The following is a 15,353-nucleotide window of genomic DNA, read 5'->3' on the forward strand; positions in this document are numbered from 1 at the left end:
TAGTTTTAATGAATAATTAATAGCTTTTATTTTAAGGTGCCAACCATGTTTTCTGGTTTTACCCATTCGTCATAATCTTCTGAAGAAACATACCCTAAGTTTACAGCTTCCTCTTTTAAAGTTGTTCCATTTTTATGCGCAGTATTTGCAATTTCAGCAGCTTTGTAATAACCGATTTTAGTATTTAAAGCGGTAACCAACATTAAAGAGTTGTTTAATAATTCTTTAATTACTTGATGATTTGGCTCAATACCACTAGCACAATGCTCTTCGAAACTCGCACAAGCATCACCAATTAACTGTGCAGATTGCAGAATGTTTGCAGCCATCATTGGTTTAAAAACATTTAGTTCATAATGTCCTTGCATACCACCAACAGATATAGCAACATCGTTACCCATTACCTGAGCACAAACCATTGTTAAGGCTTCACATTGCGTAGGGTTTACTTTTCCTGGCATAATAGAACTTCCTGGTTCATTAGCTGGTATAATAATTTCACCAATTCCAGAACGAGGACCAGAAGCCATCATTCTAATATCGTTAGCAATTTTATTTAATGAAACAGCTAATTGTTTTAATGCGCCATGTGTTTCTACAATAGCGTCATGTGCAGCTAAAGCTTCAAATTTATTTTCTGCAGTTATAAAAGGTAAACCAGTAAATTCAGCAATGTATTTAGCTACTAAAACATCATATCCTTTTGGTGTATTCATTCCTGTACCTACAGCTGTTCCTCCTAAAGCTAATTCACTTAAATGAGCTAAAGTATGTTCTAAGGCTTTTAAACCATGATCTAATTGAGAAACATATCCAGAAAATTCTTGACCTAAAGTTAAAGGTGTTGCATCCATTAAATGCGTACGTCCAATTTTAACAACAGTATTAAATTCTATAGATTTTTTGTGTAATGTATTTCTTAATTGAATAATACCAGGAATAGTAGTTTCTACAACTTTTTTGTAAGCGGCAATATGCATACCTGTAGGAAAGGTGTCATTAGATGATTGCGATTTGTTGACATCATCATTGGGTTGAATCGTTTTTTCGCCTTCACCAATAACTTTACCCGCAATTTGGTGTGCTCTGTTTGCAACAACCTCATTAACGTTCATGTTACTTTGCGTACCAGAACCCGTTTGCCAAATCACCAACGGAAATTGGTCATTGTGTTTTCCTTCTAAAATTTCATCACATACGTTTGCAATTAAGTCGCGCTTTTCTTTAGATAAAACTTCTAACTCGCAATTTGCGTAAGCAGCAGCCTTTTTTAAGTAAGCGAAACCGTTTACAATCTCTAGTGGCATTGATGCAGAAGGTCCAATTTTAAAATTATTGCGAGAACGCTCAGTTTGCGCTCCCCAAAGTTTGTCGGCAGGTACTTTTACCTCACCCATTGTGTCTTTTTCTATTCGGAAATTCATGTGTAATATATTTATAGCTTACACAAAATTAAGGGTTTTGTAAGTCTTATATGATAATTATTAAAGATTTATTTGAACAGCTTTTAAGCTAAACAGTTGATAAGTTTTCTTGATAATTTTATCTCATTTTCAAGCTTCTAATTTTTACGGATTTACTAAATTTTTACTAATAAATATATGTAATCGTTAAAATTGCAAAAAAACAATTGTCAATGACTAACAATATTCATTTTATTTAACGATATTTAAGAAGCACATTTAAGTGATTTTTGTCTAACTATTTAGTTTTCAGTATTGAAGAATAATTTATTTAAACTAAATATTGTATTTTTGCCGACTTAAATTTTTAATAACTAACTAAAAATTAATCAATTGAGAGAGGAACACTTTAAATGGTATTCACCAACATTAAGTCAAGATATTGAAATGCTTGTTTTTGGGCATGCAGGTTATCCTTTGGTTTTATTTCCTACAACCATGGGAAAACATAATGAGTGCAGAGATATGCAACTAATAGAATCTGTAAGATGGTTTTTAGAGCAAGGCTTAGTTCAAATTTATTGTCCAGATAGTATTAATGAATTAAGCTGGTATAATAAAGGTATTCATCCTGCTGATCGTGCTAAAAATCATGCTTGGTACGATGAGTTCATAATGAACGAAGTGGTTAATAAAATATGTGATGAAAAAGGCATGCAAAAGTTAGCTGTGGCAGGACCAAGTTTTGGAGGTTACCATGCAGCAAATTTTGCGTTTAAACATCCTGAGCGTGTAAGCCATATGTTTAGTATGAGTGGTGCATTTGATATTAAATCTTTTGTAGGTGATCATTACGATGATAACGTGTTTTTTAATAATCCTGTAGATTTTTTACCAGGAGCCAATCATCCTGATCTATGGAATATGAAAATTGTACTAGGAGTAGGAGAATGGGATATTTGTTTAGATGCCAACAAAAAGATGGCTAGCATTTTAACCGAAAAAAATATACCTTTTTGGTATGATGAGCATAAATGGGCAGAACACGATTGGCCTTTATGGAATAAAATGTTTCCACATTATTTATCAAAAATATAAATTAAATTATCTAATTAATTAAACCAACTAATTCATTATAATATGAGAAAAATAGGAATTTTATTCGGTCAAGAAGATACTTTCCCTTGGGCATTTATTGACAGAGTTAACGAAAAAATTAAAGCTCAAGGTATTAAGGATATGGTTGCAGAAGCTGTATCTATTGATACTGTTGAACAAGCAAAATCAGATGAGTATGCTGTAATCATTGACAGAATATCTCAAGATGTTCCATTTTATAGAGCGTATTTAAAAAATGCGGCTATTACAGGAACTGCCGTAATAAATAACCCATTTTGGTGGAGTGCTGATGAAAAGTTTTTTAATAATGCATTAGCAGAATCAATTGGAGTACCTGTACCTAAAACTTTCATATTACCATCTTCTCATCGTCCACCAGATACAGATGCCAATTCATTTAGAAACATGAAATTCCCATTCAATTGGGAAAAAATGTTTGATACTATTGGTTTTCCTGCATACATGAAACCACATGATGGTGGTGGATGGAAAAGTGTTTACCGAGTTGAAAGTCCTGAGGATTTATGGGGAAAACATGGTGAAACAGAGCACTTAGTAATGATGCTTCAAGAAGAAATTAACTTCACAGAATACTTTAGATGTTACGCGTTAGGTACTAATCAGATTCATATTATGCAATATGAGCCTAGAAATCCACATCATTTACGTTATGTTATTGATGGACCACCTGTAGATAAAAAGTTATTAGATTTAGTTGAAGCTTACTGTATTAAATTAAACACTGCTTTAGGTTACGATTTTAATACTGTAGAGTTTGCTGTGAGAGACGGTATTCCTTATGCTATTGATTTCTGTAATCCTGCGCCAGATGCGGATGTGAATTCTGTTGGCCAAGATAATTTTGAGTGGATTGTAGAGAATGCTGCTGATATGGCAATTGAAAGAGCAAAACAATACAAGAAAGGTCAAATGAATCTAACTTGGGGAACTTTTGTAAAAGACCAAATTACTGCTCCAAAGAAAGTAGTTAAAAAGAAAACACCTGTAAAGAAGGCTTCAGTAAAAAAAGTTTCTGATAAGAAACCTGTAGCAAAAAAGGCACCTGTGAAAAAAGCGCCAACTAAGAAAGCTGTAACTAAAAAAGCACAAGTTAAAAAGATAGTTACTACAGCAGACGACCTAAAAAGAGTGGAAGGTATTGGTCCAAAAATTGAAGCGACTTTAGTAAAATCTGGTATTGCTACTTATGCTGAATTGGCTAAAACTAAATCAGAAAAAATAGCTAAAATCATTGCTGATGTACGTGGAAATCATATCACTGATACATGGCCTAAACAAGCAAAATTAGCCGCTTCAGGAAAGTGGGATGAGCTTAAGAAATGGCAAGAAGAATTAAATGGTGGTAAGGCTTAATCGCAAAACTGCTTTATAATAAAAAGTTAACCTTAGTTCGTAATATGCTTTTGAACTAAGGTTGCTTTTGTAGTAAATTGACAATAAATTCCTATTTAAGGAATTTGAGTTCAATTATTTTTAAAATGATAGATTTTGCAATAAATCATCTTTAAAAAGCTTTTATCTAACCAAATATCAACATGTTGCTATGAAATTTACTTTAGGTATTGAAGAAGAGTATCAAATTATTGATCCAGTTACGCGAGAATTAATTTCTCACGATCAGCAAATTGTTTCTGAAGCTGCTAAGATTTTAAACGATCAAGTAAAGGCAGAAATGCATCAGGCAGTGGTTGAAGTTGGTACTAATATTTGTCAAGATATTAATGATGCTAGAGAACAAATCTCATATTTACGAAAATCAATATCTGGAATTGCTAATGACTTAGGATTTAAAATTGGTGCTGCTGGTACACATCCATTTTCTAAATGGGAACATCAGCTTATTACTCCAAATCCTAGATATGATGAAATTATAACTGAATTACAAGATACAGCACGTTCAAATTTAATTTTTGGATTACACGTACATGTCGGAATGGAAGATAAAGAAATGGCAATACATCTCGTAAATGCTATGCGTTATTTTTTACCACATTTATACGCTTTATCTACAAATTCACCATTTTGGGAAGGTAGAAATACTGGTTTTAAATCTTTTAGATCAAAGGTTTTTGATAAATTCCCAAGAACAGGAATTCCTGGGATCTTCGAAAATTATGCACATTACGAACATTATGTAAAACTTTTAGTTAAGACCAATTGTATAGATAATCCTAAGAAAATATGGTGGGATATTAGAGTACATCCGTTTTTTCCAACCTTAGAAGTTAGAATTTGTGATGTACCGTTAACTGTAAATGAAACCATTTGTATCACAGCTATAATTCAGGCTTTAGTAGCTAAATTATACGATTTAAGAACGCATAATCTTAATTTTATGAATTATCATCGTGCTTTAATAAACGAAAACAAATGGCGAGCAAGTCGTTATGGTCTAGAAGGTAAAATGATAGATTTTGGTAAAGAAGCTGAAGTTGATACTAAACTTTTAATGTTAGAACTTTTAGATTTTATAGATGATGTTGTGGATGATTTAGGATCAAGAAAAGAAATTGAATACATCCATGAAATGATTAAAAATGGAACAGGAGCAGACCGTCAATTAGAAATTTTTAAACAAACAAATGACCTTACTAAGGTAGTTGACTATATAACAGAACAAACTATTTTAGGATTATAAAATACCTACTTAATACCAATGAAAGAAAAATTGAAATTAGCAATTTTAGATATGAATAATGACGAACCCAATCAAGGGTTGCGTTGTATTAGAGAAATTGTTAGCACGTTTAATGATGATGTTGATTACCAAATCTTCAATGTTAGAGCAAAACTCGAAATACCAGACACTTCTTTTGATATTTACATATCAAGTGGTGGACCAGGAAGTCCTTTAGATGAAGGGGAATGGAGAACACCATATTTGCAATTAATGCAGGATCTTTGGGATTTTAATAAAACGTCTAATCATCAAAAAAAATCAGTATTCTTTATTTGTTATTCATTTCAAGTGATTTGCGATTATTTTCAACTAGGTGAACTAAAACCAAGACGAAGCACATCATTTGGGATTTTACGAGTGCATCAAACAAAAAAAGGTCATAATGATTTAATTTTTGAAGGACTAAATGACCCGTTTTATGCTGTAGATTCTAGAGATTGGCAACTTATTCAGCCAAAATTAACAGTGTTTAAAAAACAAGGCGCTACAATTTTGAGTTTAGAAAAAATTAGAACACATGTAGAGTTAGAGCGTGCTATAATGGCAGTTCGCTTTTCTGAAGAATTTGTAGGTACACAATTTCACCCTGAAGCTGAGCCGGTAAGTATGGAAGCTTATTTTAGTTTAGAAGAGAATAAGAAAAAAGTGATTGATAGTTTTGGAGAAGAGAAATACAACCAAATGATGGACCGTATGGATGACCCAGAAAAAATTGAATTAACTTACAATACTATTTTACCTAAGTTTATACAAAATGCTATAATGCAAATTAAGGAACCTTTAATGTCATAGCTATAATGATTAAAAATATCAGAGACCGTTATAATTCTAATTTTTCGGAAGAAAAGTATGAAGCTTTTTTACAGGATATCTATGGTACATACAATTACCATGTTCCTTTTAAAATCGCTGAAACACCTGTTTTTTTACCCAAAGCATTAAAGCAGAAATTAGTGGAGGCTTGTGATGATATTATGGCTGTAATTAACAAGCCAAATTTTAAAGAATTAACTAATGGAGCGTTTTTTGACCCTTCTACCATTGTGCCTAATGAAGATGAGCATTCAAAATTTATACAACTAGATTTCGGGATTTGTAAGGATGAAAATGGAGCGTTAACTCCAAAATTAATTGAATTACAAGGTTTTCCGTCATTGTATTATTTTCAAGAGTTATTAGGTCGTAAATATTTACAACATTTTGGAAATGTAATTCCTGAAGGTTTTTCTCAACATTTAAACGGAATGACATCTATTGATTATTTAGATCGTTTAAAACATGAAATAGTAGGCAACACAAACCCTAAGCAAGTTATACTTTTAGAGATTGAGCCAGAAAAACAAGCAACAGCTGTAGATTTCTATGCTACAGCAAAAGTGTTAGGTATAAAAGTACTTTGTATTACCGATTTAAAAAAACGAGGAAAAACGCTTTTCTATTTGGATGAAAATGGGAGTGAGGTTGAAGTTATAAAAATTTACAATCGTATTATATTTGACGAATTAGATCAAAGAACAGATCTTAAAACAGAATTCAATTTTCAAGATGAAGTTGATGCAGAATGGATTGGTCATCCTAATTGGTTTTACAGAATTAGTAAATACACAATGCCTTTGTTAAAAGGTGATTATGTACCAAAATCATATTATTTAGATCAACTAGAAAAGATTCCAAAAGATTTAGAAAATTATGTTTTAAAACCGTTGTATTCCTTTGCAGGAGCAGGTGTGGAGATAAATGTCACTAAAGAAATGATTGATAAGGTGACAAATAAAGCCAACTATTTATTACAAGAAAAAGTAGCTTATGCACCTGTTATTGAAACTATGGATGATCCTGCAAAATGCGAAATAAGAATGATGCTACTTCACAATTCTATAACCAATAAAACTGAAATTGTTAGTAATCTAATGCGTTTAAGTAAAGGTGAAATGGTAGGTGTAAAGTATAACAAGGATAAAACTTGGGTTGGTGGTAGCACTGGTTTTTTTGAAAACTAAATTTTATAGTTTTAAATTAAACGTTGTCTGTATTCATTAGGGCTCATTGTGGTTTTCTTCTTAAAGATTTTACTAAAGTATTGCGGATATTCAAACCCTAAACTATAAGCAATTTCACTAGCACTTTCTTTAGAATTAAGAAGTCTATTTTTTGCTTTCTCTATGATGTATTTATGAATATGGTCTTGTGTACTTTGTCCGGTTTCTTTTTTTAATAAATCACTTAAATATTTTGGAGACATGTGCATAGCTTCTCCACAATATTTTACAGACGGAATACCAAATTCAGCTTGTTTGTTTTCATTGTAATATGCCTTTAGGAGTTTTTGAAATTGACTTGCAATATCTTGGTTTAAGTTAGTTCTGGTGTAAAACTGACGATCGTAAAAACGGACACAATAATTTAATAATAATTCTAAGTTGGAAATGATTAAGGTTTGACTGTGCGCATCAATGTTACGACTAAATTCTTTTTCTATCTTTTCTGAAATTTCAGTAATAGTTTGTCGTTCTTCTTCTGATAAATGCAAAGCTTCATTTGATGCATATTCAAAAAATGAAAACTGATCAATTCGTTTACCTAGTTCAGATTTTCTAATTAAATCTGGATGAAATACAATGCTCCATCCAGTATCATTTGTATTAATATTTTGTCTTTCAAATTCTAAAACCTGATTTGGTGCTACAAAAATCATGGACCCTTCTTGGTAATCATAAGAATTTCTTCCATAATTAGAAATGGTGAAAGCACAATTGTCTTTTAAACTAATATGATAAAGATTCAGAGCGAATTTATAATTTTCAAAATCAATGTTATCTAAGTTTTTAGACGCACGGATAATAGAAATCAAAGGATGTTTAGGGCTTTCTAAGCCATATATATTGTGTATATCTGCAATGCTGTTGATGGTAATGATTTCTTTCATTTTGGTAATGATAAGGTTAAAGGTTTTTCCACCAATTTGTATAGTTATTAATAGAATCTTTAACCATAATTTGCTCTCCAATTTTAGGGGTAATAACTTCAAGGTTTAACTCATTAGCCTTTTTTGTTACACGCTCAATTGGATCTGTCCATTCGTGCAAGGCTAACTTAAATCCTGCCCAATGAATTGGCATTATTTTTTTAGCTTGTACATCAATACCTGCTTGTGCTGTTTCTTCAGGCATCATGTGTATATCAGACCACATTTGGTTGTATTGTCCACATTCCATAAGTGCTAAATCAAAAGGGCCATATTTATCACCAATTTCTTTAAAATGTGGAGCGTAACCACTGTCACCACTAAAATAAATATTTTCAGTTTTAGATTGAATTATCCAAGATGACCACAATGTGCTTTGGCTATTATTCATCTTACGGCCAGAAAAGTGTTGTGCTGGTGTACAAACCAAGTTTAAACCCTCTAATTGTGTGTTTTGCCACCAATCTAATTCGGTGATTTTATGAGAAGGTATATCCCAAGCTTCTAGGTGCGCACTAATACCTAATGGTACATAAAAATGATTGGTTTTATCCTTAATTTTTAAAACAGATTCGTAATCTAAATGGTCGTAATGATCATGAGAGAAAACAACGGCATCAATTTTTGGGAGTTTTTCAATTTCTAAAGGAAACGTTTCATTAAAACGATTACCTCCAAGCATTGCTAATGGTGCAGCTACTTTTCCAAACATTGGATCCAATAAAATCGTTTTGCCATTAATTTGAAGTAAAAATGAAGAGTGGCCAAACCAAACCATTCTTGCTTCACCTTTATAATCTGCAATACTTGCTGAATCTAGTTTGGTTGTTTTTAAGTCCTCTTTAGGTCTTCCGTTAGGTACTTTTGTAGTGAAAAAAGTATAAACTAATTTAGCTGTTTCTGAAAAACTTAAATCTTTAGGAACCGGATTTTTATTAATGAACTTTCCGTCTTTAAACTGTTTAGATTCTTGATAAACTAATTTTTGTTCTTTAGAAATATTTCCTCCAAAACTAGGGTAGAAGTTAGTAAACGCAAAGTATGTTATTACTAAAAGGCCAACTATAATAAGTGCTATAATCATTATTCGTTTTAATATTTTTTTTATCATTTTATTTAAATCATTCAATAAATAAATCTGAAACAAAATTAGAATAAGATTAGGATATGGTTGTATTCTAATTGCGTAGAATTGAATACTTTTTGCCGAAATTAGTTACTCATTTCTATCAATTCCCATTTACCATTAGGTTGTTTGGTGAGATAAACACCTACGTTAACGTCCTTATTATTTCCAAGAACTTTTATTTTTAGTTGTGCTTCACCAAAGCCATTATTAATGTTAATACTTCCAGTTGGCATAATTCCGTACCCCTTAATTCCTCCTGTTTCCTTTAGGATACTTTGGTTTTGTTCAATATTTTCAACGGCAATTTTATAAGCATCAGAACTTTTCATTGCAGAGCCTATAAATAGAATTAAAAAGGACATGAAAATTATAAAAGTACCAATTAAAGCAAGAATTCTAGGAGTTTTACTTAGCTTATTAGGGTTCTTAACCACAACAGTTTTAGCAATATTATCACCAAGACGTTTTTTTCCATCACTTGAAGCGAGAACAATAAATTCAATTGGCCAAATGATTAAAAATATATTCCTGATAAATAGTTTTCCAAAGGATGGTACAACTTCAGGGTTTTCTTCATCTCTAACCATGATTCTGAAAATCCATTTTCCAATACTTATGCCTTTTATAGAGTCTTTTCCAAAATAAAGAAAAAAACCAACAAGCATAACAACTAAAAGCGTTGCTGTTATATTGTTAAAGTCTGGCTCATTTAAAAAATCGGCTCCAAGTGCTAAAAAGCTAATGGCAATTATTAAAAATGTTATTACAAAATGATCAACGATATATGCTGCTATTCTTCTTTTTCTACTAGATAATTGATATTGGTAATTTGGATTTTCTGTCATTACTATTGTTGGTTACGATAAAACTTTGGTTGTAATAAAATAAATAGAATATTTATACTAAATTCTTACTCAGACTTATCAGGTGCAGGTAAGCTAGCATGAAATTCTTCACCTATACGTTTTGTATATTGATCTAATAATTCTAATACACGTTCGCTAGAATCTGAAACAACTATTAAACCAATATGCCAAGCTTTATTCATTCGCCAAACAATTTCTTTATCTGTAAAACTAGACGTATCAGGATGTTCAAAGCGGCTTAATGATACTACAATACCTGCATACTGATTATTAACTTTTGGAAGTTTATAGACCTTCTTTTTAAGATTTGCAGATTCTACTTTTGCCCATTCAGTCCAAAGGTTGATGCCAGAAGCGTATTGGACCATTTCAGCTAAATTGGCACCACCAACTCTAGAGGAAGTTTCTAAAAAGAACAACTCGCCTGTGGCTTTAGATTGTATAAACTCTGTATGTGAGGCACCAAACTGCATTCCGAATGCCTTCATTACTTGAGCATTCATTTTTTGTAATCCTTTTTCAATTTTAGAACCAATTTGAGAACTAGCTGATCTAAAGATTCCGCCTCCATGTGCCACTTCAAATGGTGTATCTAAATATTTACTGACCCTAGAAAAGACAACTTTCCCTTCAACATTTAGTCCATCTACATGGTAAACATCTCCTGGCGCAAACTTTTCTAATAAATAATTATCACGTTCGTTATCTAAATCATTGACAACGTGCCACAATTCTTCTTTAGAATGTATTTTTTTTATACCAGTAGCAGAAGCTTCCATTCTAGGCTTTATTAACCAAGGCGGACTTACACGATCTGCATATTCATTGATAGTGTCATTATTAAACAAATCTGTAAACTCAGGTACATTAACACCTTCTTCTAGAGCTTTCATTCGCATAGCAAGCTTATCTCTAAAATAGTGCGCTGTGGTTCTTCCCATTCCTGGCATTCTAAAATGCTCACGCAATAGTGCTACTTTTTCAACATCAAAATCATCTAGGGCCACAAAGCGATCGAACTTTATAGTTCTGAATTTGTAAGCAATACCTTTTTCAACATCTTCTTGGTTCCATTCTTCTATATAATAAGTGTCGTCTATAGATTCCCATGGCCAAGGATCATGCTCGTGCTTTTTCTTGGTTAATAAATAGACATTATTACCATCAGCTTTTACACTTTTTAGAAAATCTTCACCTTTAAAATAGGTGGATACGCAGAGGAAATTTAGCGGTTGTTTTGCCATGGTTGAGTTTTTATCATCGCGACCAATTAGCCGATTTGAACTAAGAGGAAAAGATATATTTGGTTAATTATTATAAATTAATTTAAGTAAAAATCACCATAATATTTATCAGGTAAATTCCACTTAAATTGATAAATATTTAGTTAACATCAATTTACAAAACTCAATTTTATTTTGAAGCCTTTTTCTTAATAAATTCAGTAATTAATTGAATTCCGTAACCAGAAGCACTTTTCATTTTTGCATAAGGTGAAGCGCCAAAAGAAACACCTGCAATATCCAAATGCATCCAATTTTTATGTTCTTCAATAAATGATTCTAAAAACTGAGCAGCATTAGTTGCACCAGCTAATGGCTTACCACTAAAGTTTCTAATATCAGCAATATCACTGTGTAAGTCACTTTTGTATTCTTCAAACATTGGCAATTGCCAAACGCGCTCGTGTACTTTATAACCAATATCAGACATTGTGCTTGCCATATCTTTATTATGCGTAAACATTCCGGCAGCTTCATAACCTAAAGTTCTAACAACACTTCCCGTTAAGGTTGCTAAATCAATAAGGTATTCTGGTTTTATGTTTTTAACAGCGTAACTTAAACCATCTGCTAACACCAAACGACCTTCTGCGTCTGTGTCAATAATTTCAATAGTTTTGCCAGAGTAGGAGTTAATAACATCACCTGGTCTGTAACTTTCTGCATCTACAGCATTTTCTGCAGAACAAACAATACCAACAACATTGATGTCTAGTTTAAGTTTCGTAATTAATTCTACCACACCTAAAACTACAGCTGCGCCACCCATATCACTTTTCATGTAATGCAGATTTGTAGACGGCTTAATAGATAATCCGCCAGAATCGAAAGTAATTCCTTTACCAACTAATGCAATATCTACTTTTTTGCTCTTTTTTGGTGTGTATTCTGTAATGATAACAACAGGTTTGTTTACGCTACCTTTTCCAACAGATAATACAGCTTCAAACCCTTGTTTTTTTAGTTCTTTGTGTTTAAGAATTGTACATTTATAATCTGCTTTTTTTGCTGATTTCTCTGCCCAATCACCTAAGAATTCTGGAGTTTTAATGTTAGGAGGTGCATCAACTAAAGCTTTTATTTTGTTAATGGTTTCTCCTGTGTATTTTCCTTCTTCTAGTGTATCTTTAATAGATTTTGTAGATGTAAATGAAATGGCAACTTTATTTGATTTTTCTTTCTCAGATTTGTATTCGCCAATTTCATATTGAGCCATTTCTAAACCAATGACAGCTTTCTTAATTTCATCTTCAGTTAAGTCTTCAGCATAAACTTGAATAGATTTATCCCAATGTTTTTGAGTTTCAAAAGCTAATTTTTGAAATGTGTTTTCTAACTGAGCACCATGCTTTTCTTCACCTAAACCAATAAGGTAAATTCTATTACCATCTTTACCATAAAGTTGTTGGTAAGTATTAAAACTACCATCAAAATCTGGTTTATTAATTGGTGAAAATTGCTTTATAGATTTAAGATTATCTTTTCTACATGGTAGAATAAAATCTTTTGAGGTGTTTAATGTTTTAGCGTGTTTATAAGTCATAATTATGAATTAAAATAGAGCCATTTTACGGCTTTCGGAAATTCTTCGCGCCAATGCATTTCAGAATGGTTTCCATGTTCGTTAATTGAAAAACGGAAATCAATGTCATAACCGTTTGTCATTTTTTCTTGAATGATATTTCCTAATCGATGTGCATTAGGCAAATGCTCAGCACTTTCTTGTCCGCCAGAATATAAATAGATTTTAGATTTCTCTAAAGGTTGAAACGTTTTAGTGCTTTTGAAAATTTTGTTTGAAATCCATAGGCTTGGTGAAAAAATCAACATTTTACCAAATACACCAGGATTTTTTAGTCCTGCGTGCAAACTAATTAATCCTCCCATTGAGCTGCCTCCAATTCCGGTATTCTCAAAATCAGTTAACGTTCTGTAGTGGCTGTTTATGTAAGGTATTAGTCTATGTATCATAAACTCAATGTAGAAATTACCTTTTCCTTCGCCAAAACGTGGATGAAAATATGGTAAATATTCACTGATACGTTCTTCATTTCCATGATCTATAGCTATGATAATAACATCACCAAAGCCTTCTTCTGCAAGTTTAGCCATAGATTTATCAATGGCCCAATCACCATAAGGTGCAGAAGGGTTAAATAAATTCTGGCCATCTTGTAAATAGAGTACAGGGTAGCGTTTATCTGTTTCGTAGTAATTACGTGGTAATAATGCTGATATTTTTCGCGTAGCATTAAGTCGCGGTATTTCGTAGGCTTCTTCTAGAACTTCAATAATAGGTTCGAACTCCGTCACTGTCATAAATTTTAAATTAGGTAAAAACTCATTTAAACTAAGATTATTTTGTCTTTTGGGTTTTAAACAAAATTATAAAATGAGTTCTAAGCGAAAATACTATTTTATGTAATTAGAAACCATAAAAAAATGAACTTTAATCACTTCATTGAAGTGAATGAAAGTAGCAGAGGAACTTACTTTTTAAGACGATAATATAATTTTAGTCCTAAACTAAATTCAATACCAAGTTGATTACCTTCATTTCTATAATATGGTGATGATTCTTCTTCAAAATTTTCATTCAATAGGAGGTTGGTAATATTACTGTAAGAATTGATTCTGTATTTTAACCCAACACCAGAGTATATATTTATACCAATTCTCTTACTGATATTTAGGAAAACACCAAGTTTAGGGATGACACCTAATTTTTGCCTATTATAATCAGCTTCTTCAAAAGAGAAATAATTGTTTTGTTGCGAACGAAATGTTTGCGATTTAAACTCCTCGTTATGATTAATATAGAGTAACTCAATTGAATAATAAAAAATCGCTTTTTCCTTAGATTTAATAATATGATAGTATTCTGGTCTAATTTCCCATAATAGATATTTGGAGCCTGTATTATAAAATGAAGTTGCTCTGTTTCCAAAACCAAGACTTAGTCCGACTTTAGAATTTTCGTTTATATTTTTAATAAAACCAAAACGTCTTCTAGGCGTGAAGAATTTTCCATCAAAATTGGCGTAATAGGTAGAAAGTAAATCCATTGTAATATAACTCTCGTTCCTTGGTTTAATTGGTTTTTCTTCTTGAGCTACTAAAGCAAAAGGAAAGAGTAGAATTACAAATAGAATAATTTTCATAAATGGGTAGTTTTAGTTTAGCCCATAATTTTCCCATCAACCATAGTGAGTTTTCTATCTGCCATTGCAGCTAGTTCTTGGTTGTGAGTAACAATAACAAATGTTTGGTTAAACTCATCTCTCAGTTTGAAAAATAAATTGTGTAGTTGCTCTGCAGATTCGCTATCTAAATTACCAGATGGTTCGTCAGCAAAAATAATGTTAGGTTTGTTAATTAAGGCTCTAGCGACAGCAACACGTTGTTGTTCACCTCCAGACATACTGTTTGGCTTGTGATGTATTCTGTCTTTTAAACCTAAGTAATCTAATAACTCAATAGCTCGTTTTTCTGCATCTTCCTTTGAAGTGTTGTTAATGAAGGCAGGAATACAAACATTCTCTAAAGCTGTAAATTCTGGCAATAATTGGTGAAATTGAAAAATGAAACCAATATTTTTATTTCTAAATTTAGCTAAAGCTTTATCGTTTAGAGTTTTTATAGATTGGTCGTTTATAATCAGTTCTGTTTCTGATTTGTAATCTGGTTTATCTAATGTTCCTAAAATTTGAAGCAATGTGGTTTTACCAGCTCCAGAAGCACCTACAATAGAAATTACTTCGCCTTCTAAAATGGTTAAATCAACACCTTTTAAAACTTGAAGGTCTTTATAGGCTTTCTTAATTTGTTTTGCGGAAATTACAGTTTTACTCATACGCTGTGAAAGTAATACTTAATGAATTAATTCA

14 protein-coding genes are annotated in these 15,353 nt (G+C 31.9%); 5 read left to right on the forward strand and 9 right to left on the reverse strand.

Annotation, left to right across the window (positions count from 1 at the left end):
• Positions 1–26: 26 nt before the first annotated feature.
• Positions 27–1,424, reverse strand: coding sequence for a class II fumarate hydratase (gene fumC, locus Q0807_RS10675; protein WP_299109575.1), 1,398 nt, complete (start codon positions 1,422–1,424; stop codon positions 27–29).
• Positions 1,425–1,796: 372 nt separating this feature from the next.
• Here fumC and Q0807_RS10680 point away from each other — a divergent pair, with 372 nt between their 5' ends.
• The 5 genes from Q0807_RS10680 (at position 1,797) to Q0807_RS10700 (ending at position 7,223) form a co-directional block, all read left to right on the forward strand.
• Positions 1,797–2,501, forward strand: a complete 705-nt coding sequence (locus tag Q0807_RS10680) for an esterase family protein (protein ID WP_299109577.1) — start codon at positions 1,797–1,799, stop codon at positions 2,499–2,501.
• A 42-nt stretch (positions 2,502–2,543) separates the two neighbouring features.
• Complete coding sequence (locus Q0807_RS10685; RefSeq protein WP_299109579.1) at positions 2,544–3,896, forward strand: DUF4332 domain-containing protein; 1,353 nt, start codon at positions 2,544–2,546, stop codon at positions 3,894–3,896.
• 190 nt (positions 3,897–4,086) lie between these two features.
• The gene (locus tag Q0807_RS10690; RefSeq protein WP_299109581.1) at positions 4,087–5,181 is read left to right on the forward strand and encodes a carboxylate-amine ligase; all 1,095 of its coding nucleotides are present in this window, start codon (positions 4,087–4,089) and stop codon (positions 5,179–5,181) included.
• An 18-nt stretch (positions 5,182–5,199) separates the two neighbouring features.
• Entirely contained in the window at positions 5,200–6,015 is an 816-nt protein-coding gene (locus Q0807_RS10695; RefSeq protein WP_299109583.1) for a type 1 glutamine amidotransferase, read from the forward strand.
• 5 nt (positions 6,016–6,020) lie between these two features.
• Positions 6,021–7,223, forward strand: a complete 1,203-nt coding sequence (locus Q0807_RS10700) for a hypothetical protein (protein WP_299109585.1) — start codon at positions 6,021–6,023, stop codon at positions 7,221–7,223.
• An 11-nt stretch (positions 7,224–7,234) separates the two neighbouring features.
• On the opposite strand, the gene Q0807_RS10705 is transcribed toward Q0807_RS10700, so the two are convergent.
• From Q0807_RS10705 to Q0807_RS10740, 8 genes are all read right to left on the reverse strand, one after another.
• A complete protein-coding gene (locus Q0807_RS10705; protein ID WP_299109587.1) occupies positions 7,235–8,149 on the reverse strand; it encodes an AraC family transcriptional regulator in 915 nt (304 codons plus the stop codon).
• 16 nt (positions 8,150–8,165) lie between these two features.
• Positions 8,166–9,299, reverse strand: coding sequence for an MBL fold metallo-hydrolase (locus tag Q0807_RS10710; RefSeq protein ID WP_299109589.1), 1,134 nt, complete (start codon positions 9,297–9,299; stop codon positions 8,166–8,168).
• Positions 9,300–9,400: 101 nt separating this feature from the next.
• Entirely contained in the window at positions 9,401–10,162 is a 762-nt protein-coding gene (locus Q0807_RS10715) for an RDD family protein (RefSeq protein ID WP_299109591.1), read from the reverse strand.
• Between the two features lie 65 nt (positions 10,163–10,227).
• The gene (locus Q0807_RS10720) at positions 10,228–11,427 is read right to left on the reverse strand and encodes an acetyl-CoA carboxylase biotin carboxylase subunit family protein (protein ID WP_299109593.1); all 1,200 of its coding nucleotides are present in this window, start codon (positions 11,425–11,427) and stop codon (positions 10,228–10,230) included.
• A gap of 169 nt (positions 11,428–11,596) precedes the next feature.
• Positions 11,597–13,009 (reverse strand): M17 family metallopeptidase, encoded by a 1,413-nt coding sequence (locus tag Q0807_RS10725; RefSeq protein ID WP_299109595.1) that lies wholly within the window; start codon positions 13,007–13,009, stop codon positions 11,597–11,599.
• A 2-nt stretch (positions 13,010–13,011) separates the two neighbouring features.
• Positions 13,012–13,785, reverse strand: coding sequence for an alpha/beta hydrolase-fold protein (locus tag Q0807_RS10730; RefSeq protein WP_299109597.1), 774 nt, complete (start codon positions 13,783–13,785; stop codon positions 13,012–13,014).
• A 170-nt stretch (positions 13,786–13,955) separates the two neighbouring features.
• Complete coding sequence (locus Q0807_RS10735; protein ID WP_299109599.1) at positions 13,956–14,627, reverse strand: hypothetical protein; 672 nt, start codon at positions 14,625–14,627, stop codon at positions 13,956–13,958.
• Positions 14,628–14,644: 17 nt separating this feature from the next.
• A complete protein-coding gene (locus Q0807_RS10740; protein ID WP_299109601.1) occupies positions 14,645–15,319 on the reverse strand; it encodes an ABC transporter ATP-binding protein in 675 nt (224 codons plus the stop codon).
• Positions 15,320–15,353 lie beyond the last annotated feature (34 nt).

The organism is uncultured Winogradskyella sp. (assembly GCF_947495255.1).
In the GTDB taxonomy this organism is placed as follows: Bacteria; Bacteroidota; Bacteroidia; order Flavobacteriales; family Flavobacteriaceae; genus Winogradskyella.

Coding starts and splice junctions, on each gene's coding strand:
- Q0807_RS10710 (WP_299109589.1), bottom strand. CDS start 9,299: ATGATAAAAAAAATATTAAAACGAATAATGATTATAGCACTTATTATA.
- Q0807_RS10690 (WP_299109581.1), top strand. CDS start 4,087: ATGAAATTTACTTTAGGTATTGAAGAAGAGTATCAAATTATTGATCCA.
- Q0807_RS10730 (WP_299109597.1), bottom strand. CDS start 13,785: ATGACAGTGACGGAGTTCGAACCTATTATTGAAGTTCTAGAAGAAGCC.
- Q0807_RS10685 (WP_299109579.1), top strand. CDS start 2,544: ATGAGAAAAATAGGAATTTTATTCGGTCAAGAAGATACTTTCCCTTGG.
- Q0807_RS10725 (WP_299109595.1), bottom strand. CDS start 13,009: ATGACTTATAAACACGCTAAAACATTAAACACCTCAAAAGATTTTATT.
- Q0807_RS10700 (WP_299109585.1), top strand. CDS start 6,021: ATGATTAAAAATATCAGAGACCGTTATAATTCTAATTTTTCGGAAGAA.
- Q0807_RS10715 (WP_299109591.1), bottom strand. CDS start 10,162: ATGACAGAAAATCCAAATTACCAATATCAATTATCTAGTAGAAAAAGA.
- Q0807_RS10695 (WP_299109583.1), top strand. CDS start 5,200: ATGAAAGAAAAATTGAAATTAGCAATTTTAGATATGAATAATGACGAA.
- fumC (WP_299109575.1), bottom strand. CDS start 1,424: ATGAATTTCCGAATAGAAAAAGACACAATGGGTGAGGTAAAAGTACCT.
- Q0807_RS10740 (WP_299109601.1), bottom strand. CDS start 15,319: ATGAGTAAAACTGTAATTTCCGCAAAACAAATTAAGAAAGCCTATAAA.
- Q0807_RS10720 (WP_299109593.1), bottom strand. CDS start 11,427: ATGGCAAAACAACCGCTAAATTTCCTCTGCGTATCCACCTATTTTAAA.
- Q0807_RS10735 (WP_299109599.1), bottom strand. CDS start 14,627: ATGAAAATTATTCTATTTGTAATTCTACTCTTTCCTTTTGCTTTAGTA.
- Q0807_RS10705 (WP_299109587.1), bottom strand. CDS start 8,149: ATGAAAGAAATCATTACCATCAACAGCATTGCAGATATACACAATATA.